General features: G+C 65.2%; 20 protein-coding genes. 8 read left to right on the top strand and 12 right to left on the bottom strand.

The window, feature by feature from the left end:
- Positions 1-84: 84 nt before the first annotated feature.
- From Q0L25_RS05955 to Q0L25_RS05975, 5 genes are all read right to left on the bottom strand, one after another.
- Entirely contained in the window at positions 85-1,020 is a 936-nt protein-coding gene (locus tag Q0L25_RS05955) for a right-handed parallel beta-helix repeat-containing protein (protein WP_296612467.1), read from the bottom strand.
- A 360-nt stretch (positions 1,021-1,380) separates the two neighbouring features.
- Positions 1,381-4,035, bottom strand: coding sequence for a methionine synthase (gene metH / locus Q0L25_RS05960; protein WP_296612468.1), 2,655 nt, complete (start codon positions 4,033-4,035; stop codon positions 1,381-1,383).
- A 130-nt stretch (positions 4,036-4,165) separates the two neighbouring features.
- On the bottom strand, positions 4,166-5,212 hold the full coding sequence (locus tag Q0L25_RS05965) for a homocysteine S-methyltransferase family protein (protein WP_296612470.1): 1,047 nt from the start codon (positions 5,210-5,212) through the stop codon (positions 4,166-4,168).
- 91 nt (positions 5,213-5,303) lie between these two features.
- Entirely contained in the window at positions 5,304-6,242 is a 939-nt protein-coding gene (gene metF / locus Q0L25_RS05970) for a methylenetetrahydrofolate reductase (protein WP_296612472.1), read from the bottom strand.
- On the bottom strand, positions 6,242-7,201 hold the full coding sequence (locus Q0L25_RS05975; RefSeq protein ID WP_296612474.1) for a metalloregulator ArsR/SmtB family transcription factor: 960 nt from the start codon (positions 7,199-7,201) through the stop codon (positions 6,242-6,244). Before Q0L25_RS05975 ends, metF begins: the two co-directional genes overlap by 1 nt.
- A gap of 104 nt (positions 7,202-7,305) precedes the next feature.
- Here Q0L25_RS05975 and Q0L25_RS05980 point away from each other — a divergent pair, with 104 nt between their 5' ends.
- The 5 genes from Q0L25_RS05980 (at position 7,306) to Q0L25_RS06000 (ending at position 11,971) form a co-directional block, all read left to right on the top strand.
- Positions 7,306-7,605 (top strand): hypothetical protein, encoded by a 300-nt coding sequence (locus Q0L25_RS05980; RefSeq protein WP_296612476.1) that lies wholly within the window; start codon positions 7,306-7,308, stop codon positions 7,603-7,605.
- A complete protein-coding gene (locus Q0L25_RS05985; RefSeq protein ID WP_296612477.1) occupies positions 7,605-7,787 on the top strand; it encodes a hypothetical protein in 183 nt (60 codons plus the stop codon). The genes Q0L25_RS05980 and Q0L25_RS05985 overlap by 1 nt, the downstream gene beginning before the upstream one ends.
- Positions 7,784-8,728 (top strand): aldo/keto reductase, encoded by a 945-nt coding sequence (locus tag Q0L25_RS05990; protein ID WP_296612479.1) that lies wholly within the window; start codon positions 7,784-7,786, stop codon positions 8,726-8,728. Before Q0L25_RS05985 ends, Q0L25_RS05990 begins: the two co-directional genes overlap by 4 nt.
- Positions 8,729-8,752: 24 nt before the next feature.
- The gene (locus Q0L25_RS05995; RefSeq protein ID WP_296612480.1) at positions 8,753-9,577 is read left to right on the top strand and encodes a protein phosphatase 2C domain-containing protein; all 825 of its coding nucleotides are present in this window, start codon (positions 8,753-8,755) and stop codon (positions 9,575-9,577) included.
- Positions 9,578-9,754: 177 nt separating this feature from the next.
- Positions 9,755-11,971, top strand: a complete 2,217-nt coding sequence (locus Q0L25_RS06000; protein WP_296612483.1) for an arylsulfatase — start codon at positions 9,755-9,757, stop codon at positions 11,969-11,971.
- 234 nt (positions 11,972-12,205) lie between these two features.
- Here the strand turns inward: Q0L25_RS06000 and Q0L25_RS06005 are convergent, their stop codons facing one another.
- Both Q0L25_RS06005 and Q0L25_RS06010 read right to left on the bottom strand, forming a co-directional pair.
- Complete coding sequence (locus Q0L25_RS06005; protein ID WP_296612484.1) at positions 12,206-13,801, bottom strand: isocitrate lyase; 1,596 nt, start codon at positions 13,799-13,801, stop codon at positions 12,206-12,208.
- A gap of 136 nt (positions 13,802-13,937) precedes the next feature.
- Positions 13,938-14,465, bottom strand: a complete 528-nt coding sequence (locus Q0L25_RS06010; RefSeq protein ID WP_296612485.1) for a lipocalin-like domain-containing protein — start codon at positions 14,463-14,465, stop codon at positions 13,938-13,940.
- 110 nt (positions 14,466-14,575) lie between these two features.
- Here Q0L25_RS06010 and Q0L25_RS06015 point away from each other — a divergent pair, with 110 nt between their 5' ends.
- Entirely contained in the window at positions 14,576-15,442 is an 867-nt protein-coding gene (locus Q0L25_RS06015; protein ID WP_296612487.1) for a LysR substrate-binding domain-containing protein, read from the top strand.
- Between the two features lie 68 nt (positions 15,443-15,510).
- Here Q0L25_RS06015 and Q0L25_RS06020 read toward each other — a convergent pair whose 3' ends face one another.
- On the bottom strand, positions 15,511-16,902 hold the full coding sequence (locus tag Q0L25_RS06020) for a short-chain fatty acyl-CoA regulator family protein (protein WP_296612876.1): 1,392 nt from the start codon (positions 16,900-16,902) through the stop codon (positions 15,511-15,513).
- A gap of 455 nt (positions 16,903-17,357) precedes the next feature.
- On the opposite strand from Q0L25_RS06020, the gene Q0L25_RS06025 reads away from it, so the two are divergent.
- A complete protein-coding gene (locus Q0L25_RS06025; protein ID WP_296612488.1) occupies positions 17,358-17,927 on the top strand; it encodes a hypothetical protein in 570 nt (189 codons plus the stop codon).
- Positions 17,928-17,930: 3 nt separating this feature from the next.
- On the opposite strand, the gene Q0L25_RS06030 is transcribed toward Q0L25_RS06025, so the two are convergent.
- From Q0L25_RS06030 to Q0L25_RS06040, 3 genes are all read right to left on the bottom strand, one after another.
- Positions 17,931-18,470, bottom strand: coding sequence for a DUF4893 domain-containing protein (locus tag Q0L25_RS06030; RefSeq protein ID WP_296612490.1), 540 nt, complete (start codon positions 18,468-18,470; stop codon positions 17,931-17,933).
- A gap of 120 nt (positions 18,471-18,590) precedes the next feature.
- The gene (locus tag Q0L25_RS06035) at positions 18,591-19,376 is read right to left on the bottom strand and encodes a 3-hydroxybutyrate dehydrogenase (protein ID WP_296612492.1); all 786 of its coding nucleotides are present in this window, start codon (positions 19,374-19,376) and stop codon (positions 18,591-18,593) included.
- A gap of 12 nt (positions 19,377-19,388) precedes the next feature.
- Positions 19,389-20,522, bottom strand: a complete 1,134-nt coding sequence (locus tag Q0L25_RS06040) for a patatin-like phospholipase family protein (RefSeq protein WP_296612493.1) — start codon at positions 20,520-20,522, stop codon at positions 19,389-19,391.
- 107 nt (positions 20,523-20,629) lie between these two features.
- On the opposite strand from Q0L25_RS06040, the gene Q0L25_RS06045 reads away from it, so the two are divergent.
- Complete coding sequence (locus tag Q0L25_RS06045; protein WP_296612495.1) at positions 20,630-21,550, top strand: neutral zinc metallopeptidase; 921 nt, start codon at positions 20,630-20,632, stop codon at positions 21,548-21,550.
- A gap of 122 nt (positions 21,551-21,672) precedes the next feature.
- On the opposite strand, the gene Q0L25_RS06050 is transcribed toward Q0L25_RS06045, so the two are convergent.
- A complete protein-coding gene (locus Q0L25_RS06050; protein WP_296612496.1) occupies positions 21,673-23,343 on the bottom strand; it encodes an ABC transporter ATP-binding protein in 1,671 nt (556 codons plus the stop codon).
- Between the last annotated feature and the right edge of the window lie 40 nt (positions 23,344-23,383).

The raw sequence follows: 23,383 nt of genomic DNA on the forward strand, positions 1-23,383 counted from the left end.
CGACGGGCGAGGCATCGAGCCTCGCCCGCGCTTACCCACCCCTAACCCCTCCCTTAAAGGGAGGGGAATTAGATATCGAACCGTTCAGCGCTCCTCGTACTTGCGGATCCCCGCCGCCAGTTGATTCTCGCCTACGTCCAGCCGATCGCGGCCGACATTGGCCACGAAGGCCGGGCTCTTGCTGAAATTGGGGGCGAGGGTGGCGACGTTGTCGACCACCTTCAGGCCCGCCGACGAATAGGTCCGCCCCTCCGCCGCGACGACGATGAAGCCGGTCCAATTCTCCTTGTTCGGTCCGTCGGCGAAGGTGTTGCGCGCGATCAGGCCGGTGCCGCCCTCCGACAGATCGATCATATAATTGGTCTTGCGCCCCTGGCTGTCGTCGAAGCTGTTGTCGGTGATCGTCAGGTTGGGCACGCGCAATTTGACGTAATGACCGCCGGTGCCGCGTTCGAAGCGCGACCGCGTGATCGTCACCGACCCCTTGTTGGCGAGATAGATGGAGTGCGAGCAGTCGACCGTCTCGTCGCATTGGCCGAGGCCGGCGAAGGTCGAGCGGTCGATCACGATCTGCTGGCCCGCCGGTTGGCCGCCAAGAATGCCCTCCTGGCTGTCGAGGAACATCGAGTTGCGCACCGTCAAATTGCCCATCTCGGTGCGGATGCCGGCCCCGTTGCCGTCCGACACGCGCATGTTGCGGAAGATGATCCCGTCGACCGTCGACGACAGGCCGCGCAGCACGAACGCCGCCTTGCCCTCGCAGGTCTCGCCGTCGAAGATCACCTTGCCCGGTTCCGCGGCCTTGAAGGTGATGTTGCCGCCCGCTTGGACGGTGCATTGGTGATAGACACCCGGCGCGATCACGATCGTAGCCGTGCCCATGCGGATCGACTGCACCGCATCGTCGAGATTGGCGAAGCCCTGCCCGGTTTCCTGCACGGTGAAGGGCGCGACAGCGGGTTCGGCGCGCAAAGGTGCGGTGGCTAGCAGCGGAAGCAGGGCGATAAAGGCACGGCGCATGAAGGGACTCCTTTGCGCTGGGCTATCGGACGCGGAATGCGGCTGGGGTAGCTGGAATGACGGTTAATACCCGCGTCGCACGACAAGCGGCGGCCATAGATATGAACACGCCTAGAGTTTGCCCCAAGGAGAGACAAACGGGAGGAGTCGTGACGAAGACGTGCACCCCTTCTCCCCTTGGGGGAGACGGATAGCGTAGCTTGGTGCCCCCGGCCTTTGCCGAGGCGCCTAGCGAAGCTTGGATGAGGAGTATGCGGCGCGAAGCGCCGCGCGAGCCTGCGGCTCGCACCCTCACCCTCCCACTCGGCTGCGCCGAGCGGGTCCCTCCCTCTCCCCCGGAGGGAGAGGGGAAATAAGACCTCAATCCAGATTCGGCCGCAGCCAACGCTCGGCCTGCGGCAGCTCGACCCCGCGCCGCTTGGCGTAATCCTCGACCTGATCCTTGCCGATCCGCGCGACGCCGAAATACTCGGCCTGGGGGTGACCGAAATAGAAGCCGCTGACCGCGGCGGTCGGCAGCATCGCGAAGCTCTCGGTCAGGCTGATCCCGGTCGCATGATGCGCGTCGAGCAGCTTGAACAATGTCGGCTTCAAGCTGTGGTCGGGGCATGCGGGATACCCCGGGGCCGGCCGGATACCGCGATATTCTTCCTTGATCAGCGCTTCGTTGGTCAGCTGTTCGCCCTCGGCATAACCCCAGAGCGTGGTGCGGACATGCTGGTGCAGCCGCTCGGCCAGTGCTTCGGCGAAGCGATCGGCCAGCGCCTTGAGCAGGATGTCCGAATAATCGTCGATCGCCGCCTTGAACCGCGCCAGATGCGGCTCGATGCCGTGGATCGACACCGCGAAGCCGCCGATCCAGTCACCCGCGGGGTCGATGAAATCGGCCAGGCACATGTTCGGACGGCCTTCGCGCTTGACGATCTGCTGGCGCAGCATCGGCAGGCGCTCGAGATCGCTATTCTCGGAAAGCCCGAGATATTCGAAGCCGCCGAGCTCGTCGGGGCTCCAGACATTCTCCGGGTCGACGAACACGTCGTCGCCGTGCCGGACGCACGGCCACAGCCCGACCACCGCACGCGCGGTCAGCCATTTCTCGGCGATGATGCGGTCGAGCATCTTGTTGGCATCGGCGAACAGTGATCGCGCGCTATCGCCGACGATCTCGTCGTCGAGGATCTTGGGATAGGTGCCGGCAAGTTCCCAAGCGCGGAAGAACGGCGTCCAGTCGATGCATTCGCGCAGGTCGCTCAAATCCCAATCGGCATAAACGTGCCTGCCCGGCTGTTTGGGCGCGGGCGGCTTGAGCGCCATGTCGGCCTGAAAGCCGTTCTTGCGCGCCTCTCCGATCGGCAGCAGTTCGTTCTGCCCCTTGCCCTCGCGCGCCTTGCGCACGGCTTCATATTCGTCCGCGACCTTGGTCACGTAATCGTCGCGCTGCGTATCCGACACGAGCGTCGTCGCGACGCCGACCGCGCGGCTGGCGTCGAGCACGTGCACCACCGGGCCGTCATAGGCCGGCGCGATGCGGAGCGCGGTGTGGACCTTCGAGGTGGTCGCGCCGCCGATCAGCAGCGGCATCGACATCTTGGCGCGCTTCATCTCCTCGGCGACGGTGACCATCTCGTCGAGGCTCGGCGTGATCAGGCCCGACAGGCCGATCATGTCGGCGTCATTCTCGTTCGCCGCTTCGAGGATCTTCGACCAAGGCACCATCACGCCGAGATCGACCACCTCGAACCCGTTGCACTGGAGCACGACGCCGACGATGTTCTTGCCGATATCGTGGACGTCGCCCTTGACGGTCGCCATCACGACCTTGCCCTTGCCCTTGGCGCCGGGCTCCTTCGCCGCCTCGATGAAGGGCAGCAGGTGCGCCACCGCCTTCTTCATCACGCGCGCCGATTTGACCACTTGCGGCAGGAACATCTTACCCGACCCGAACAGGTCGCCGACGACGTTCATGCCGTCCATCAGCGGACCCTCGATCACCTCGATCGGGCGGGCGGCCTGAAGGCGCGCTTCCTCGGTATCCTCGACGACATATTGGTCGAGGCCCTTGACCAAAGCATGTTCGAGACGCTTCTCCACCGCCCAGCCGCGCCATTCCTCGGCCGCCTTCTCGGCCGCGGCGTCGGTGCCGCGGAACTTCTCCGCGAGCGCGACCAGCCGCTCGCCGGCTTCCGGATCACGGTTGAGGATGACGTCCTCGCACGCCTGGCGCAGTTCGGGGTCTATCGTGTCGTAGACGTCGAGTTGGCCGGCGTTGACGATCGCCATGTCCATGCCCGCGGGGATGGCATAGTACAGGAACACCGAGTGCATCGCGCGGCGCACCGGCTCGTTGCCGCGGAACGAGAAGCTCAGGTTCGACAGGCCGCCCGAGATATGGACATGAGGGCAGCGCTGCTTGATCTCGCGCGTCGCCTCGATGAAATCGACGCCGTAATTGTTATGCTCCTCGATGCCCGTCGCGATCGCGAAGACATTGGGGTCGAAGATAATATCCTCGGGTGGGAAGCCGATCCCCATCAGCAATTTATAGGCGCGCTCGCAAATCTCGACCTTGCGCTCCTTGGTATCGGCCTGACCGGTTTCGTCGAACGCCATGATCACCGCCGCCGCGCCATAGGCCATGCACTTGCGCGCATGTTCCAGGAACTGCTGCTCGCCTTCCTTCATGCTGATCGAATTGACGATCGGCTTGCCCGACACGCATTTCAGCCCCGCCTCGATCACTGCCCATTTGGAGCTGTCGATCATCACCGGCACGCGCGCGATATCCGGCTCGGCGGCGATCAACTTGAGGAACGTGGTCATGGCGTGGACCGCGTCGAGCAGCCCTTCGTCCATGTTGACGTCGACCACCTGCGCGCCATTCTCGACCTGCTGACGCGCGACCTCGACCGCCTTGGCGTAATCGCCGGCCATGATCATCTTCTTGAACGCCGCGGAGCCCGTGACGTTGGTGCGCTCGCCGACATTGACGAAATTGGCGGAGGAGGATGTGGTCATTACTTTTCTTTCTCCCTCTCCCCATCGGGGAGAGGGTCGGGGAGAGGGGCAGTAATCTCGCGAATGACAGGCCCCTCTCCCGCCTTCGCTTCGCTCGGCACCCTCTCCCCAAAGGGGAGAGGGAGAATATTCACGCCGCCATCGTCATCGGTTCGAGCCCGGCCAATCGCGTCCGAACCTCCGGCGTCACGATCTTGCGCGGAGCAAGTCCCCTCACCCCGTCCGCGATCGCCTTGATATGCGCCGGCGTCGAGCCGCAGCAGCCGCCCAGGATGTTGACCTGTCCGGCCTCTGCCCATTCGCCGACGAGTCCGGCGGTCGTCGCCGGCTCCTCGTCATACGCGCCGAGCTCGTTGGGCAGGCCCGCATTCGGGTACACCATGATCAGCGTGTCGGCGATCTCGGCGAGCGTCTTGACGTGGGGGCGCAGCTGCTCCGCGCCGAACGAGCAATTGAGCCCGATCGTCACTGGCCTGGCGTGGCGCACGGCGTGCCAGAAGGCCTCGACCGTATGGCCCGACAGGTTGCGGCCCGAAAGATCGGTCAAGGTCATCGACAGCATGATCGGCAAGTCGCGGCCGAGCGCATGTCCCGCCTCGATCGCCGCCATGATCCCGGCCTTGGCGTTGAGCGTATCGAACACCGTCTCGATCAGGACGAAATCAATCCCGCCTTCGACCAGGGCGTCGATCTGCTCGCGATACACGTCCTTCAGGTAATCGAAGTCGATCTCGCGATAGCCCGGGTCGTTGACGTCGGGCGACAGCGACAGGGTCTTGTTGGTCGGCCCGATGGCGCCGGCGACAAACCTGGGACGGCCATCCTTGGCCTCGAACTCATCAGCGATCGCGCGCGCCATCTTCGCGCTTTCGAGATTGATTTCGCGGACCAGATGTTCGGCGCCGTAATCGGCCTGGCTGATCCGGTTGGCCGAGAAAGTGTTGGTCTCGGCGATATCGGCGCCGGCCTCGAAATAGGCGCGATGGATCGACGCCGGCACCTCGGGCTTGGTCAGCGCGAGGATGTCGTTATTGCCCTTCTGATCATGGCTCAGGCCGCGATTGCCGGCATAATCGGCCTCGACGAGTTTCCAGTTCTGGATCTCGGTGCCGAACGCGCCGTCGGTGATCAGGATGCGCTTTTGCGCTTCCGCGAGCAGTTTTTCACGTGGTGTCATCTTTTTTTCCCGTCGCCCCGGCGCAGGCCGGGGCCGTTACGTATTTCTCGCCAGCCAACCCGGCGGCCCCGGCCTCCGCCGGGGCGACGACTCAAGCCGCTTCCGCCTTCGCCGCGCCCTTGGGCCGGATCCCCAGCAAATGGCAGATCGCGTAGCTAAGCTCGGCGCGGTTGAGCGTGTAGAAGTGGAAATTGCGCACGCCGCCCGCATAGAGGCGCCGGCACAATTCCGCGGCGATCGTCGCCGATACCAATTGCCGCGCCGCGGGATGATCGTCGAGCCCCTCGAACAGGCGGCCCATCCAGCTCGGCACCGCGGTACCGCACATCGCCGACATGCGCTGGACGCTGGCGAAGTTCATCACCGGCATGATGCCGGGCACGATTTCCGCGTCGATACCCGCCGCGGCGATCGCATCGCGATAGCGGAAGAAGGTTTCCGCCTCGTGGAAGAACTGGGTGATTGCCCGCGTCGCGCCGGCATCGAGCTTGCGCTTGAGGTTGTCGATGTCCGCGGCCGCATTGGGTGAATCCGGATGGCATTCGGGGTAGGCCGCGACCGAGATCTCGAACGGGTGCAGCTTGCGCAACCCCGCGACCAGATCGGCGGCATTCTCATAGCCACCCGGATGCGACGCATATTTCTCGCCCGCGCGCGGCGGGTCGCCACGCAGCGCGACGATGTGCCGCACGCCGGCATTCCAATAGTCGTCGGCGACCTGGTCGATCTCCTCCCTGGTCGCCTCGACACAGGTCAGGTGCGCGGCGGCCGGGATATGGGTCTCGCGCGCGATCCGCTCGACCGTCGCATGGGTCCGCTCGCGGGTCGAACCGCCGGCGCCATAGGTCACCGAGACGAAGCGCGGGCCGAGCGGGCTGAGCGTCTGGATCGACTCCCACAAAGTCTCTTCCATCTTCTCGGTCTTGGGCGGGAAGAATTCGAAGCTGACCCGAGCGTCGCCCGCGAGGTCCGCGAACAGCGGACTCCCCAGCGCGCGGCGCGCTTCTGCCATCTCCTTGACCGAAACCATTACGCTGCCTCCGCTATACGCGCCGACGCGCCTGCCTTGCGCGCCAGCCACAATTTCACCGTCAGTTCGCCGCCCTCGAGCGTCTCCGTCCGCACCGGCACGAGTCCCGAATGCTCGAACCAGCCGAGCATCTGTTCGTCCGAAAAGCCGAGGCGCGCATGCGCGTCGCGAATCCGCAATTCCTCGCGTCCGTGCGACGCGAAATCGACGATCAGCAACCGGCCGCCCGGTCCAAGCACACGCGCCGCCTCGGCAATAGCCGCATCGGGCGTCTGCGCGAAGTGCAGCACGTGATGCAGGATCGCGAGATCCGCCGTCCCATTGTCGAGCGGCAGCGCGTAGAGATCGGCCTGGCGCAATTCGGTATTGTCGAGGCCGCGCTCAGTCAGCTTGGCGCGCGCCAGCCGCAACATCTCGGAACTGCGGTCGATGCCGAGCGCATGATCCGCCTGGCCCGCGAACAATTCGAGCATGCGCCCTGTGCCGGTACCGATATCGACCAGCCGTTCGACCCGCGCATCGCCGAGTACCTCTGCCATCGCGGCTTCGACCTGTTCCTCGGCGACGTGGAGCGAGCGAATCGCGTCCCATTGACCGGCATTGCTCTCGAACCAGCCCGCGGCATGCGCGGCGCGATCGGCACGAACCGCCGCCAGCCGTGCCGCATCCGCCTCGGCACGCGCCTGGGCACGATCACCTTCCCAGGCATCGAGCGCGGCGCAGAGCGGCCCGACCACGTCGCGCGCGCCCATCGCCACGAATACCCAGCTGCCTTCCTTGCGGCGTTCGACGATGCCGGCGTCCGACAGTATCTTGACGTGGCGGCTGACACGCGGTTGGCTCTGGCCGAGTACCTGGGCGAGTTCGCTTACCGACAATTCCATCGAGCGCACGAGCGCGACGATCCTGAGGCGCGTCGAATCGGCAAGCGCGCGAAAGATGTCGAGAGCGTTCGGCATGTCGATTAGAGATATAAAGATATCTTTATATGCCGTCAACGCGTTGCACGCGGAACGAGGCGGCGGTAGCGAAGTTCTCGACCCATTTCGCAGGAGATTTCCGGATGACCAAGGCTCCCAAGACACTGGCCGTGTCGCTCGCGATCGTCGCTTCACTCGGCATTGCCGCCTGCAGCCAGAAGGCACAGAACGAAGCGGCCGAAGCCGCCAACACGATGGCCGGCGACGCCAATGCGACCATGGCACGCGCGGTCAACACCACCGACGCGGCCGTCGATTCCGCGCTGGGCGCAGCCGAGAACAAGATGGACGCCGCGTCGAACAAAATGGACAAGGCGACCAGCGACGCGAAGAAGGACGCCGGCCAGGCACTGAAGGATGCCGGCAACGAGATCGAGGATTGATGCGCGCGCGCGTGACGCTGGCCGGTCTCGCCTTGCTGGCGGGACTGACGGCGTGCTCGAGCCATGACGATACCGGCGGCGTATCGGCCGACGAGCAGCGCGCGCTGAACGATGCCGCCGCGATGCTCGACGCCAATAATGCCGTGCCTGCCCAGCCCTCCGACCAGGGAAATAGCCAGTGACCGAACTCCGCCGCCTCGGTGCCAGCCATCTGCACACGCCCAAGCTTTGCCTCGGCGGCAACGTGTTCGGCTGGACTGCCGACAAGGCGACCAGCTTCGCCGTGCTCGACGCGTTCGTCGATGCCGGAGGCACGCTGGTCGACACCGCCGACGTCTATTCGGCCTGGGTGCCCGGTCACAAAGGCGGCGAGTCGGAGACGGTAATCGGCGAGTGGCTCAAGTCGAGCGGCAAGACGGTCGGCGTCGCGACCAAGGTTGGCATGATACCCAGCGCAGCGGGCGAGAAGCTGGCGCCGGCGCGGATCGCCGAGGCGTGCGACGCATCGTTGCAGCGGCTCGGGGTCGAGCAGATCGCACTTTATTACGCGCATCAGGACGACGAGGCGACGCCGCAGGACGCCTATATGGAGGCGTTCGCGAAGCTGGTCGCGGCCGGCAAGGTCGCGGTGCTGGGCGCGTCCAATTTCCACGCGGGGCGATTGAAGTCGGCCAACGACATCGCGCGCGCCGCCGGCCTGCCGCATTTTCAGGTGCTGCAGCCCGAATATAACCTCGTCAGCCGCCACAAGTTCGAGGGCGAGCTGCAGGATTATTGCGTCGAGCATAATATCGGCGTGCTGCCTTATTACGGGCTCGCCTCGGGCTTTCTGACCGGCAAGTACCGCTCGGCCGACGATCTCGGCAAGAGCGTGCGCGGCGGCCGGATGACCGAGTTGCTCGAGGGCAAGGGCGCGGCAGTGCTCAAGGCGATGGACGAGGTCGCCGCGGAAACCGGCGCAACCCTCGCCCAGATCGCGCTTGCCTGGCTCGCGGCGCAACCCGGCGTCACCGCGCCGATCGCCAGCGCGACCAGCGTCAAGCAGCTCGAGGAGTTGCTGCCGGCGATGGACCTGACGCTCAGCGCGGCGCAGCTCGACAAACTCGACGCAGCGGGCGCCTGACCCTCTCTTGAAACGGAGGGGCACATGCACCTCGACGTGATCCAGTCGCTCTCGATCGCGGGCGACAGTTCGAAGGCGAATGACGACCGCACCGGCGCGGGCCACGCCCATGCCTGGGTGATCGACGGCGCGACAGACCTGGGCGAACCCGGATTGCTCGGCAATCGCGGGGGCGCGGCCTGGATCGCGGCCGAAGCCGACCGCGCTTTCGCCGCCGCTCCGGAGGATGGATCGATCGAACAGACTTGCCGGATTGTATTCGAACAGGTCGCGACGCGTTTCGCCGAACAACGCACCCGCGAGCCCGAGAGCTGGGAAGTCCCCTCGGCCTCGTTCCTGGCGGTCGCGGTCGCCGACAATGTCGTCGATTGCGCGTGGCTCGGCGACTGCGCCGCGTTACTGATCCGCGACGGCGAGGCGACGCGAATCGGCCCGCAGCGCGACATTCGCGACGACGAGACCGACCTCGCGCGCAGCGTCGCACATCACGGCCTGGGCTCGGTCAAGCGCGCGGCGCCAGTACTCGACGTGCTGCGGCAAGCGCGTAGCCGGCCGGGACGCCAGGTGCTCGGCATCGACCCTGCCGGTGCCGAACAGATCTATTATTCCAGCCAGCCCTGCGTCGCCGGCGACGAATTGCTGCTGATGACCGACGGCTTCGTCGCGGTGACCGATCTCTATCGCCTGATCGATCAAGCTTCGCTGCCCGGCCTGCTCTCAATTGACGGCCTGTCGGGCATCGCCGCTCGACTGCGTGCTGCCGAGGCCGACGATGCCGAATGCATGCGCTGGCCGCGCTTCAAACAGGGCGACGACGCCACCGCGATCTGGCTCCGCGTGGTCGCCTGAACCACGAACGCGGGGCTAGCCTCCCGGTGGATGCCGGGACGGGCCCGGCATGACGAAGGTGGTTAATCCCACCCCCGTCCTCCAATGCGCGTAAGCCAGCCCTTGTCGCTCCCCTGCCCTGCTTCATAAGCTGCCGGGAAGCCCGCTCAGAAAACGCGGGTCGCCAGGAGAGTGACAATGCCCAACCGCGACCCGTTGGCCGCCCCGCACGCGCCGTTCTGGCCGTCGGGACCCAAGCCGCCGGCGGGCGCGCCGAATATCGTCGCCATCCTGTTCGACGATGTCGGCCTGTCGGATTTCGGCTGCTACGGGTCGCCTATCGCGACGCCGGCGATCGACGCCATTGCCGCTCGCGGGCTGCGCTATTCGAGCTTTCACACGACCGCGATGTGCTCGACCACCCGCGCGGCGTTGATGACGGGGCGCAATCATCATTCGGTCGGCATGGGGTGTCTGGCCAATTTCGACAGCGGCTATCCGGGCTATCGCGGCAAGATCGCGCGCGAGGCGGGCACCTTGCCCGAGATGCTGCGGCCGCACGGCTATAACAGCTATATGGTCGGCAAGTGGCATGTGACGCCGCTCGACGAAACCGGTCCGACCGGGCCGCATGACGGCTGGCCGCTGGGGCGCGGGTTCGACCATTTCTACGGCTTCATGGACGCCGAAACCGACCAATACGCACCCGAACTGGTGCGCGACAATACGCCGGTTCGGGCGCCGGGAACCTATGAGACCGGCTATCACCTGACCGAGGACCTCACCGACGAGGCGATCCGCTACGTCGCCGATCACGTCGCCGCGCGCCCCGACAAGCCGTTCCTGCTATGGCTGGCCTATGGCGCCTGCCACGCCCCACACCAGGCGCCGCGCGACCTGATCCTGAACTATGACGAGATGTTCCGCGACGGCTGGGATGCCGAGCGCGAGCGGCGGCTGGCGCGGATGATCGACATGGGACTGGTTCCGGCGGGCACGACGCTGCCCCCGCGCAACGATTTCGTGCAGCCCTGGGACAGCTTGGATGCCGACGCGAAGCGGCTCTTCACGCGGCTGCAGGGTGCCTATGCGGCGATGCTCGACCATGCCGACCGGAACATCGCGCGATTAACCTCTTTCCTGGATACCGCCGGGCTGAGCGACGACACGCTAATCCTCGTCCTGTCGGACAATGGCGCCAGCCAGGAAGGGCTCGGCTATGGCTTCATTAACGCGATGGGGCCGTACAATATGCGGCCCGAGACGATCGAGGAGAAGATCGCGCGGATCGACGATATCGGCGGGCCCGACACGCATTCGAACTTCCCGCTCGGCTGGGCGATGGCGTCGAACACGCCGGTCCGGCGCTACAAGCAGAACACCCATGGCGGCGGCATCCGCGATCCGCTGGTGGTCAGCTGGCCCAACCGCCTTTCCGCGCGCGGCGAAGTGCGGCACCAATTCGCCCATGCGGTCGATCTGGTCCCTACCCTGCTCGACCTGATCGGGATCGATGCCCCCGCCAGCATCGCCGGAGTCGAGCAAATGCCGATCGAGGGCGTCAGCTTCGCCGCCTCTTTGACCGACGCCGCCGCGCCCGAACGCGAGACGCCGCAATATTTCGAGATGTTCGGGCATCGCGGGATCATCCATCGCGGTTGGAAGGCGGTCGCGTTCCATCCACCGGGCACACCATACGAGTCCGACAAATGGGAATTGTTCGACCTGTCCCGTGACTTCGCCGAGACGCATGACCTTTCCGCGGAGCGACCCGACAAGCTCGCCGAGCTGATCGACCTGTGGTGGCAGCAGGCGGAGGCGCATCAGGTGCTGCCGCTCGACGACCGCTTCGGCCCGCGCTTCGCCGAGAATGCCGCGCGGCGGCTAGGCGACCGCCGCGTCTTCACCTTCCATAAGGGCATGGGCCATATCCCGACCGATATCGCACCAGATCTGCGTGCGCGGTCGTACCGCATCGAAGCGTATGTGACGGTGCAATCGGGCGACGAAGGTGTGCTGATCGCACACGGCGACGCGACTTGCGGCTACAGCCTGTATTTGAAGGACGGTCGGCTGCACTTCGACGTCAATGTCGGCGAGCACCAGATCGTCTCGTCCGATGCGTCGGTTTCGGCGGGTGAGCATGTATTTTCGGTCCATGTCGCGCATGGCGCGCCGGTGCAGGCCGAATTACGCTGCGACGGCACATCGATCGGCAGCGGCACGATCCGCTTCGGCTTCGTCAACTTCATTAGCTGGTCGGGGCTCGACATCGGCCATGACCGGTCGAGCCCGGTGTCGCGCTACGAAGCGCCGTTCGCCTTCACCGGCCAGCTGGCGAAGGTCGTGGTTACGATCGAGGACGAGCAAGGCGATGCGGAAGGCGCGGCGCAGGCGCTGCTGGCGCGAGAGTGAAGTTATCAAATTCTCTCTCCCCTTGTGGGAGAGGGAAATGACGCCAAAACGAAACGGCCCGGAGGGGCTACTTACCTCCGGGCCGTCCATGGTCCGCCGCAAGGGGGATGGAGCGGCGGACATTGCTCGCCTGGTTCAGGCGGCGAACTCTTTCGGCCGGTAACGCGGCGGCGGAGCCACGTCGTCGGTCGGGCGTGATCGCGGGCGCGGGATAGCCGGAGCTATCCCGCTCGATCACGCCGCGAACTGGTTCATCGTATTGTGCACCCCGCCCGCCTTGAGCGCCGCTTCACCGGCGAAATATTCCTTGTGATCGTCGCCGATGTCGCTGCCCGACATGTTCTGGTGCTTCACCGCGGCGATGCCCTGGCGGATTTCCTGGCGCTGGACGTTCTTGACGTAACCCAGCATCCCCGCCTCGCCGAAATATTCCTTGGCGAGATTGTCCGTCGACAGCGCCGCCGTGTGATAGGTCGGCAAGGTGATCAGGTGGTGGAAGATCCCCGCCCGCTTCGCGGCGTCCGCCTGGAAGGTGCGGATGCGCTCGTCGGCCTCGGCCGCCAAATCGGTGGCATCGTAATCCACGCTCATCAGCTTGGCGCGATCATAGGCCGACACGTCGCGGCCCGCTTCCGCCCAGGCGTCATAGACCTGCTGGCGGAAATTGAGCGTCCAGTTGAAGCTGGGCGAGTTGTTGTAGACCAGCTTGGCGTTGGGCACGACTTCGCGGATGCGATCGACCATCGAGGCGATCTGCTCGATATGCGGCTTCTCGGTCTCGATCCACAACAGGTCGGCACCGTTCTGCAGCGAGGCGATGCAGTCCATCACGCACCGATCCGCCCCCGTCCCTTCGCGGAACTGGTAGAGGTTGGACTTGAGCCGCTTCGGACGCACCAGCTTGCCGTCGCGCTCGATCACGACGTCGCCGGCCTTGAGGTCGCCGACCGCGATTTCCTCGCAATCGAGGAACGAATTATATTGGTCGCCCAGATCCCCGGGCGTGTGGCTGATCGCGATCTGCTTGGTCAGGCCGGCGCCGAGCGAGTCGGTGCGGGTGACGATGATGCCGTCCTCGACGCCGAGTTCGAGGAAGGCGTAGCGGCAGGCGCGGACCTTCGCCAGGAAGTCCTCATGCGGCACCGTGACCTTGCCGTCCTGATGCCCGCATTGTTTTTCGTCGGACACCTGGTTCTCGATCTGCAGCGCGCAGGCGCCCGCCTCGATCATTTTCTTAGCGAGCAGATAGGTCGCCTCGGCGTTGCCGAAGCCGGCGTCGATATCGGCGATGATCGGCACGACGTGCGTCTGGTGATTGTCGATCGCCTGGACCAAGCGCTGCGCCTCGACTTCGTTGCCAGCTTCGCGCGCCTTGTCGAGGTCACGGAACATCATCCCCAGTTCGCGCGCATCGGCCTGGCGAAGGAAGGTGTAGAGTTCCTCGATCAGCGCAGGAACGCTGGTCTTCTCGTGCATCGACTGGTCGGGCAGCGGCCCGAATTCGGAGCGCAGCGCGGCGACCATCCAGCCCGACAGGTAAAGGTAGCGGCGCTCGGTCGAACCGAAATGCTTCTTGATGCTGATCATCTTCTGCTGGCCGATGAAACCATGCCAGCAGCCGAGCGACTGGGTGTAGTTGGCCGGATCGGCATCATAGGCCGCCATGTCGCGGCGCATGATCGCCGCGGTGTAGCGGGCGATGTCGAGCCCCGTGCGAAAGCGGTTCTGGATCTGCATCCGCGCCACCGCCTCGGCGCCGATCCCGTCCCAGGTGCCGTTATGGCTCTTGATGAGCTGAGCGGTAGCAGCAATCGAATCTTGGTAGGTCACGATACGTCCTCGCTTGTAGTGATGCGAGGTTATGTACATCGATTTACACGCCTCAGCGCACCTGCACGAGGAAGATATCGGTCATGATGTGACCAGAGATGCAGAATCGATTGACAATATGTAACTTAATTTACAACTAGTCGATCTTGTGCCAGACCGAGATGGGGATGTCGCCGTTGGGGCGGGCGGCGACCGCGTAGCGCAACACCTTGCCCTTCAATTGGTACTGCCTGACCTGCCTCGTCCCGTTCCAGTTTGCGAAGCTCGCCTGCTCGATCGCGAAGGTCAATGTGCGGGCCTTCGTGTCCGCACTTAACGCCCCATAATGTACGCTCATCCCCAACGCGGTCTCGCGATATTCCTCCGGAGTGCCGCTGGAACGGTCGCCCGAAGCAAAGCGCGGCCGTTCGCTCTTGAAGATCATCAGCGTGTAGCGACCGGCAGTATCGACCATCATGCTCCCGCGCGGCGCTTGGCCGTAATCGTGGCTGATACTGCCGTCGGGATGCTGGACATCGGCGGCGACCAGCGACCAGGTCCCGACCAGTTCGCGCGGCAACCACGGGCGCTCGGTCGCGGCGGATACTGCGCCGAGCGAACCGCCGATCAGGACGGCAGCGGCAGCTATTTCGATCGTACGTGGTGGGGGCAACAGTCTGAACATCGCGAGTCTCCTTCGCGACGCGCGCTACCTGAACCATCTCATCGGCAAAAACGAATAGTTTTTATTCATCACTTCGGTTATACTGAAGTATGCAATTGTCCAATCTCGACATGGACGTTCTCCGGACTTTGGTCCTGGCCGATCAATTGGGCGGTTTCGGCCGGGCCGCGGAACGGGTCGGACGATCGCAATCGGCGGTCAGCCAGCAGATCCGCAAGATCGAAGACCAGGTCGGAGAGCCGTTGTTCGCGAAGCAAGGCCGCGGCCTGGCGCCGACGCCGGCCGGCGAAATTCTGCTGGCCTATGCGCGGCGCATCCTCGACCTCAACGATGAAGCGCTGATCGCGGTTCGCGGTACCGCCGCGCAAGGTCAGGTGCGCTTCGGATTACCGCCTGATCTCGCCGAAACCTGGCTTCCCGACGTGCTTGGGCGATTCAATCGCGCGCATCCGGGCGTTCGTCTGGAAACGATCGTCGACCGCAATCGTGCGCTGATCGACCGACTGGACCGCGGCGAGCTCGATGTCGCGCTCGCCATGAACCAGATCGACCGCGCCGATGCCCGGCCGCTGGCTGCGCTCAAGGCAATCTGGATTGGACCATCGCCCCGCCGCTTGCACTGGGACCCGGCGGGCGGCGAGCCGCTGCCGCTCGTCCTGACCGAAGCACCCTGCTTCTTTCGCCAGCGCGCTCTTGCCTTGCTCGAAGCCGCCGGCGTCCCCTGGCGGATCGTGATGACCAGCGCGAGCGCGCGGGGTCTGTGGGCCGCGGTCGAAGCCGGGCTCGGCGTGACTTTGCGCATTCCGGTCGGCGTCCCCGCCGATCTGCACGTTCTCGGCATCGAGGAGGGACTTCCCGATCCATCCGGCGAGCCGTTTGTCCTGTCGATCCATGATGGCGGCCGCGTCCTCGAACCGGCCGCACGACAGCTTTACGATATCCTGGCAGCCGCGATGACCGACATCCCTGGCGGGTAGAGGTTGGTTCAGCAAAGCTGAAACATTAGCGGAGCCGATACAGCGGAGCTGAAAGCGGCTCGGGGCCTTCAATCGCGGCCGAAGGTGAACGGGCTGACCCCGCGCTCGCGCTCGTTGACCAGCAAGGCGCGGCCTGCCGGCGCGGCGCTGCGTTGCGGGCAAGACGGGCGCGCACAGGCGCGGCATCCCAGACCGATCGGCGTTGCCTCGCCCTTCAGGTCGAGTCCCCGTGCCACCGCAAGGCCTCCCGCGACGTCCGCCGAGACGCCCAGCCCGACCGCGAATTCGGCCTGCACCGCGCCATAACGGCGCCCTTGCGGCGTGACCGTGCGCGAAAGCGTCAGCCAGCGCGCGCCGTCCTCCAGCGCGACCAGTTGAACCACGAGGTCGCCGGGCCGGTCGAATGCGGAATGCACTCGCCAGAGCGGACACCGCCGGTCGCTTTCGACCAGCGGCGAACCGCTGGCGCCCGAAAAGCGCTTTGAGACCTGACCGGCGCGGTCGACCCGCACCATGAAAAACGGCAGTCCGCGCGCGCCCACGCGCTGCAGCGTGGTCAGTCGGTGCGCGACCTGCTCGAACCCGGCGCCGAAGCGCCGCTGCAGCAACTCGAGATCGTATCCCGTGGCCTCGCACGCGCGCAGGAAACGGGCATAGGGCATCATCACCGCCGCCGCGAAATAGCTGGTAAGGTAGCGGCGATAGAGACGTTCGCCGGCACGATCGGCGAAACCGGCGCCCTGAACCAGCGCCTCCACCATCGATCGCGCTTCGATCTGCCCGAGCTGATAGGCGGCCGCAAAAGTCCGGCTTGCGGCATCGAGCATCTCGGACACTTGCAATTGGCGGGCATGGAGATCGGTGCGCCGAAGCAGGTCGGGCATCACGTCGACCGGCAGGATCCGAATGGTGAGCTGGTGCTTGACCCGCAGCCGCTCGGCGATCGCGCCATAGAGATCGCCGGCACCCATCCGCAATTCGTCGGCCAGTGCCTCCGCCGCGGCATCTAGATCGGCATAATGCCCGCGCCAGCGCTCGATCTCCTTGCGCAATTCGGCGATCACGTCGCCGGGCCCGCCGGTCTCTCCGGTCGCCGTACCCTGCCCCAGCCGATCGAACACGCGGGCAAAAGCTTCGGCCCCACCGGGCGCCCCCGCCAGCCACTCCTCCACCTCGTTACGGTCGATCTCAAGGTCGGCGAACATCGGATCGGCCAGCCGCCGCCGGATCGCCGCCGCCCCGCCGCCCGGCTCACCCGCCGCCAGCGCGCGCGGATCGAAATCGAATGTCTCGGCGAGCTTGACCAGCAACGCGGCGGAGAGCGGACGCTGGTTCTTTTCGACTAAATTGAGATAGCTGGGCGAGATCGCCAGCATCTCCGCCATGGCCGCTTGAGTCAGGCCAGCGCGCCGACGCAATCGCCGAACCGCGTGTCCCGCCAGCAACTTGCGATCCGCCATCCCGATCCCCGAATAGACTGCTAGGCCGTAGCGATCCGGCGACGACAGCAATTTGTCAATCCTTTACACATCGACGGGCCATATCGCCCAATCGGTCGACAGCCTGACCTCGGGACGGACACGTGCGATATCGCCCGGGGCACGAAATTCGGCCAGTTGCCCGGCCAGAGACGAGCGTCAGCGCTGCGGTCTTGTAAGGTTTCCGACTTTCCTGGGGAGGAAAGGATGCCCGCCGGGTTCATCTCGGCGGGCATTTTCTATTCCGGCAGATTAATCCTCCCCGTTTACGGGGAGGGGGACCAAGACGCGCAGCGGCTTGGTGGAGGGGGCTGGCCACAAGCGATTCCGAGGAGGATATCCCCCTCCACCACGCGACTTCGTCGCGTGGTCCCCCTCCCCACCTTGTGGGGAGGATTTATCTCCCCTTGCCACGCGGCGCTTGTTAAAGCCCTGCCATGCATCTCCGTCTTCGTACCGCGTTCGCGCTCCTGCTCGTTTGGCTAGCGTTCGCCGCCCAGCCCGCGGCCGCCAAGGTCCGCATTACCTTCTGGTCGCGCGAAGAGGGGCAGATGTTTCCCCACGCCTTCTTTACGCTCGACGGCACGCCCGATCGCGGTGGGCGGCCGGTCGACATCTCCTATGGTTTCACCGCCAAGGTGATTTCCCCCGCGATCCTGTTCGGCGACGTGCCGGGCAAGATCGACATCACGCCGCGCAGCTACATCATGGGCAGTTTCGCGCATTTCTCGGTGCTGTTGACCGATGCGCAATATGATTCGGTGCTGCATCTGACCGAGGAATGGGGCGAAAAGGGCGACCATCATTACAGCGCGAGCAAGCGCAACTGCGTTCATTTCGTCGCCGAAGCCGCACGCCGCTCCGGCCTGCGCGCGGTGATCCAGCCGAAATTCGTCAAGAAGCCACACGCCTTTCTCGAATCCGTGCTGGCGATGAACCCTCAGGTCACCCGGGTCGAAGCCAACGCCAAGATCTTCTACGGAACCGCACGTGCCGGCGCGCGCTGAGCCTCAGCCGATCGGTACCAGTTCGACGACGTCGAGCAAGGATTCGAAGTGCGGATAGGGCAGCACCAGCCGCCAGCGCCGCGGTCCGATCCGCTCGACGATTCCCGCCATATCGCGATTGGCGTCGCGGCCATAATCCATCGGGAGTTCTTCGTCGCCGAGTGACAGCGTGCCCAGGAAGATCTGTCGAGAACGGCCATCGTCGAATATCAGTCCGACCGGGCGCTGCGACCCGCCGATCTTGTAGAAACTCAGCATCTCGCCTTCGGGATCGATGCGGCAGCGGAATGCGGGATAGGCAGTGAAGTCGCGATTGCCCGGGCGTTGCCCGCCCAGCTTGAAGACTCGGCAGCGATAATCGCCGGCGGGCGGCTTGGCGCCAGCAAGGGCGCGGTCCGGATCGAACAACACGCCTTGCGCGGCAGTCGCCTTGCCCTGGCCCGCCGCCCGCACCTTGGCGAGCGCATCGAGCCAGGCCTGGCGCGTGTTGCGCAGGCGCACACGGTCGTCCGGCGTCGCCACGCGCCGCCAGTCCGCGGGCATGTCTCTCGCCACAGCCGGTACGATCCCGACAACCAACAGGGCACCTATTAGCGCCCCCAAATGCGCCCTTTTCATGCCGGGACAACCAACCACCGAAGGGTTGGTTGCGCAGGCGATATGTCAGGCCGCGGTCCAGCCGCCGTCGACGGTCATATTGGCGCCGGTGATCGACTTCGCTTCGTCGCGGCACAGGAATACAGCGAGCGCCGCCACCTGTTCCGGCGTGACGAATTCCTTGGTCGGCTGGGCGGCGAGCAGCACGTCGTTCATCACCTGCTCGCGAGTCAGGCCGCGCGCCTTCATCGTGTCGGGTATCTGGTTCTCGACCAGCGGCGTCCAGACATAACCGGGCGAGATCGCATTGACGGTGATGCCATGGGTCGCGACCTCCAGCGCCGCGGTTTTGGTCAGGCCGGCGATGCCGTGCTTGGCGGCGACATAGGCCGATTTGTTGGGGCTCGCGACCAGGCTGTGCGCCGAGGCGGTCGAGATGATCCGCCCCCATTTCGCCGCCTTCATGTACGGGATCGCGGCATGCATCATGTGGAAAGCGCTGGTCAGGTTGATGGCGATGATCGCATCCCATTTGTCGGCCGGGAATTCGTCGATCGGCGCGACATGCTGGATGCCGGCATTGTTGACGATGATATCGGGCCCGCCGAGTTCGTCATGGCAGCGCTTGACCATCGCCTCGATCGCCTCGGCCTTGGTCATGTCGGCGGCGTCGTAGAGCGCCTTGGCGCCGCTCGTCGCCTCGAGCGCGGCGCGTTCCTTTTCGATTGCCGCAGCATCGCCGAAGCCGTTGATCATCACGCTCGCGCCCTCGGCAGCGAACGCCTTGGCATAAGCGAGGCCGATGCCCGAGGTCGAACCGGTGACGATGGCGCTCTTGCCCTTGAGGAACATTGGGTCTTCTCCTTAGCGGCGGGTGAGGTCGAAGGCGGCGGTCTTGCCGTCGATGATGTTCTCGGCGACCAATTCGGCATTGGCCATGGTCGCGGCGACGTCTTCGTTGCCGGCCTGCCAATGTTCGCGCATGGTGCGCGCCGAGAATTCGAAGTCGCGCGCGCCGCCTTCCCAGGCATTGGCGCGGTAGATCAGATGGACGAGGTTGACCGGATATTCCGCCGACCGCTCGGCGAGCGCGCGGACGTCCGGATCATTCCCCATTTCAGGCGGCAGTTTGGCGAGCACGCGGCGAGCGATTTCGCGATCCTTGCGCAGCCGCATCAATTGCGTCGAGATTTCGCGCGACCGGCTGGAGAAGCGAATTTCCTTCTCGCGCGCCATCACGTCCATGATGGTCCGCGGTCGCACCGCGATCGACGGGAACAGGTCGACCTGGAACACCAGCAATCCTTCGGTCTGGTGATCGAGCACATGGCTGAGCGGGGTGTTGGAGACCAGCCCGCCGTCCCACCACAGCCTGCCTTCGATCTCGACCGGAGGAAGGCCGGGCGGCAACGCGCCCGAGGCCATGATGTGACGCGCGTCGATCCGCTCGAAACGATTGTCGAAATAGCGGAAGTTACCGCTCTCGACATCGACCGCCCCGACCGACAGCCGAACCGGGCCATGGTTGAGGAGATCCCAGTCGACCAGTTCGTTCAGCGTGTCCTCCAGCGGCGCGCTGTCATAGAAACTGAGCGCGGCGACAGTTCCCGGTGCGGCCATTACCGGCGGCAATCCACGTGGCGTAAAGAACCCCGGAACGCCTGCCAGCATGACAAATCCGGCCGACCATTCGTGGAGCGTCTCACGCACCATGTCGTCGGGAAAGATCGGGAAGCTGGGCAGCGCGCTCGTCACCTTGTCCCAGAATGCCGTTAGCCGCTGAACGCGCCGGTCGGGCGGGTTGCCCGCGACGATCGCGGCATTGACCGCGCCGATCGAAATGCCCGCGACCCAGTCGAGTTCGATGCCGTTGGCCTCCAGCCCGTCGATGACGCCGGCCTGATAGCTCCCGAGCGCGCCTCCTCCCTGAAGCACCAGCGCCACCTGTTCGGGCAAGGGCAGCATCTTGGTGCGGCGGCGGGCGGCGGGATCGACCATCGCCCAGCCGCATGGGCCAAGTGCCCGAGTCGATCAATCGGGCGATTGCAACCATGGGCGTTGGCGCGCATTTTGATACGCGACGAAAACGACAAAAGGGGCAACCGATGCGGCTCGACGACTTCGATCCCAACATCAATGTCGAGGATCAGCGCGGCCAAGGAAGCGGGTTCGGCGGCTTCGGTGGAGGTGGCGGCGGGGGCGGACTGCTGTTCGCCTTCCTGCCGTTCATCTTCAACCGATTCGGCTGCCTGGGCGTCGCCGTGGTCGTCGGGCTGTTCTTCGTGTTCAGCGGCGGCCTTCACTTCGCCGATACCGGAAGCACCGGCGGCAGCCTGGCGCCGACCGAGAGAAGCCGGACCGCCGGCGGCACCGATGCGCGATCGAGCTGTACGGTCGATGCGTCGTCCAAGGTGGCCTGCAACGCCTTCAGCTCGGCCGACAAGACCTGGGCGGCGATCTTCCAGCAGCAAGGACAGCGGTTCGCCGCACCGAAATTGGTATTCTATTCGGGTGAAGGTCAATCGGGCTGCGGCGCCGCACAATCGGCGATGGGGCCGTTCTATTGCCCAACCGACCAGGGCATCTATCTCGATACCAGCTTCTTCCAGGAATTGTCGCAGCGCTTCGGCGCGCCGGGCGACTTCGCGCAGGATTATGTCATCGCGCACGAATTCGGCCATCACATCCAGTATCTGATGGGCATTTCGGATCGTGTGAATTCGGCGCAACGCCGCGCCAGCGAAGCAGAGGGCAATCGCCTGTCGGTGATGCTCGAGCTGCAAGCGGATTGCTTCGCCGGCGTCTGGGCCGCGCAGAATCGCGACCGGATGGATCCCGACGATCTGCAGGAAGGCATGACCGCGGCCAAGGCGATCGGCGACGACACGCTGCAGCGCGAGTCGCAGGGCCGCGTGGTTCCCGACAGCTTCACCCACGGCACGTCCGAGCAGCGCATGACCTGGCTAAAGCGCGGCATCGACACCGGCGATTATCGCCGGTGCGATACCTTTGCGGGGGCGATCTAGCATTAATCTTCAGCCGTCACCCCGGACGCGTTCCGCAGTCCAACGGGCGGCAACGGAATAGCTTCAGCCTCTTGCCTGTCGCTAGCGGCACGTTGGATGCCGGGACGAGCCCGGCATGACGATTAGATCGGATGATCCTCCACTCGCGCCACCCCATCATTGACGCGGATGAGCGTGTCGCACAGCCGCAAGCTCGAATCGCGGTGCGCGACGATCAGGATCGTGGGGCGCGGATCGAGCGCGGCAAGGCGCGTCAGCAATTCGCCTTCGCTGGCCTGATCGATCGCATTGGTCGCCTCATCGAGGACCAGCAGGCGTGGCTTGCGCAACAAGGCGCGGGCGATGGCCAGGCGCTGGCGCTCGCCGCCCGACAGCAGCGCGCCGCGCTCGCCCACGACGCTGTCGACTCCTCTCGGCATGCGCGCGACGATCGCGGTCGCGCCGACCATCTCGATCGCCGCGTGCATCAGGTCCTCGCTGATCGTCTCATCGCCCCAATCCAAGTTGCGGCGCACGCTGTCGTGGAACAGGAAGCCGTCTTGCGGGACATAGGCGATCGCCCCGCCCCAGCCGCCGCCGAGCGCGCGTCCGCCGATGGTGATCCTGCCCTGTTGCGGTTCGAGTAGCCCGGTGATGATGTCGACCAACGTGGTCTTGCCACCCCCGCTCGCGCCAGTCAGCCCGGTGATCGATCCTTCGGCGATCGTCAGCGTCGCATCGCTCACGCCGCCGCCGCCGTGATGCCGATACGTGACGTGCGAGAGCTCGATCGGTCCGGCTGGCGGAACCTCCGCGCTGGTCTGAGCGAAGGCCCCGAAATGCCGCTCCGCATCGCGCACCGCTTCGAACGCCGGGACGCCATAGGCGACTTGCTGGATCGATTGCTGGATCGCCTGGGCCGGGCCCGCCATCCGGCCGAAGACCAGGACGACGATGATCAGCCGCGCCGGCGGCACGCCCAAGAGGTTGATGCCCGCGAGCACGACGCCGGCCAATGCCACCGCCGCTCCCAGGGTGAACCACAAGCGCGCCCGCGCCTGGTCGCGCTGGAACCCTAATTGCCGGCGCCGCGCGACCGATTGCGACGCCGCGAATTCGTCGACGAAACGATCGCGCATCTGTTGCGCGGCCGCGATCTTCAGTCCGCCCAGAAAGCTGCTGGCATTGCTCATCATGTTCTGACCCGCGCGCAAGGCCTGTTCGCCGCTGTTGCGATTGCGGGCCTGGCCGAGCGCGATCAGCATCGCACCGATCACCATCGCCACACCGGCCACCAGCGCCAGAACCGGGGCAAGCGCCGCGATCACGGCGAGCTGCACCAAAGTGGAAATCAAGGCGACCGTCATCTGGATCAATTGCTGAGCGGTGGTACCGATCCGGATCACGTCGATCCCGATCAACGTCGTCGTTCGCGAATGATCGAGCGCGGCGATTTCGCGCCACGGGGCCACCGCCAGCGCGCGCAGGATGCGCAGGCGCTGCGCATCGACGAACCGTGCCTGAAGCGACTGCATTGAAAGGTCGCGCGCATAGAGCACCATCCCGCGCACCACCATCATCGCCATGAACGCGATCATCATCCAAGCGATCAACTGGGACGTGCCGACAATACCCCATTTCTCGGCATAATTCCGTACCCAGCCGGGGCCACCGCCGGTCGCCACGGTCAGGATCGGCACGAGCAGCAGCAGCCCGGCGCCTTCGACCGCGGCGCCGCCGAGCGCGAGGGCCAGGGCGATTGCCGTGTGCCGCGGGCTCATCGCCGCCAGGGCGCGCGTGATCGCCAGCATCATGCGCAATGTTCTTGTGGCGTCGCCCCCGGTCACTCCGCCT

Source organism: Sphingomonas sp., from assembly GCF_024508665.1.
GTDB lineage: Bacteria > Pseudomonadota > Alphaproteobacteria > Sphingomonadales > Sphingomonadaceae > Sphingomonas.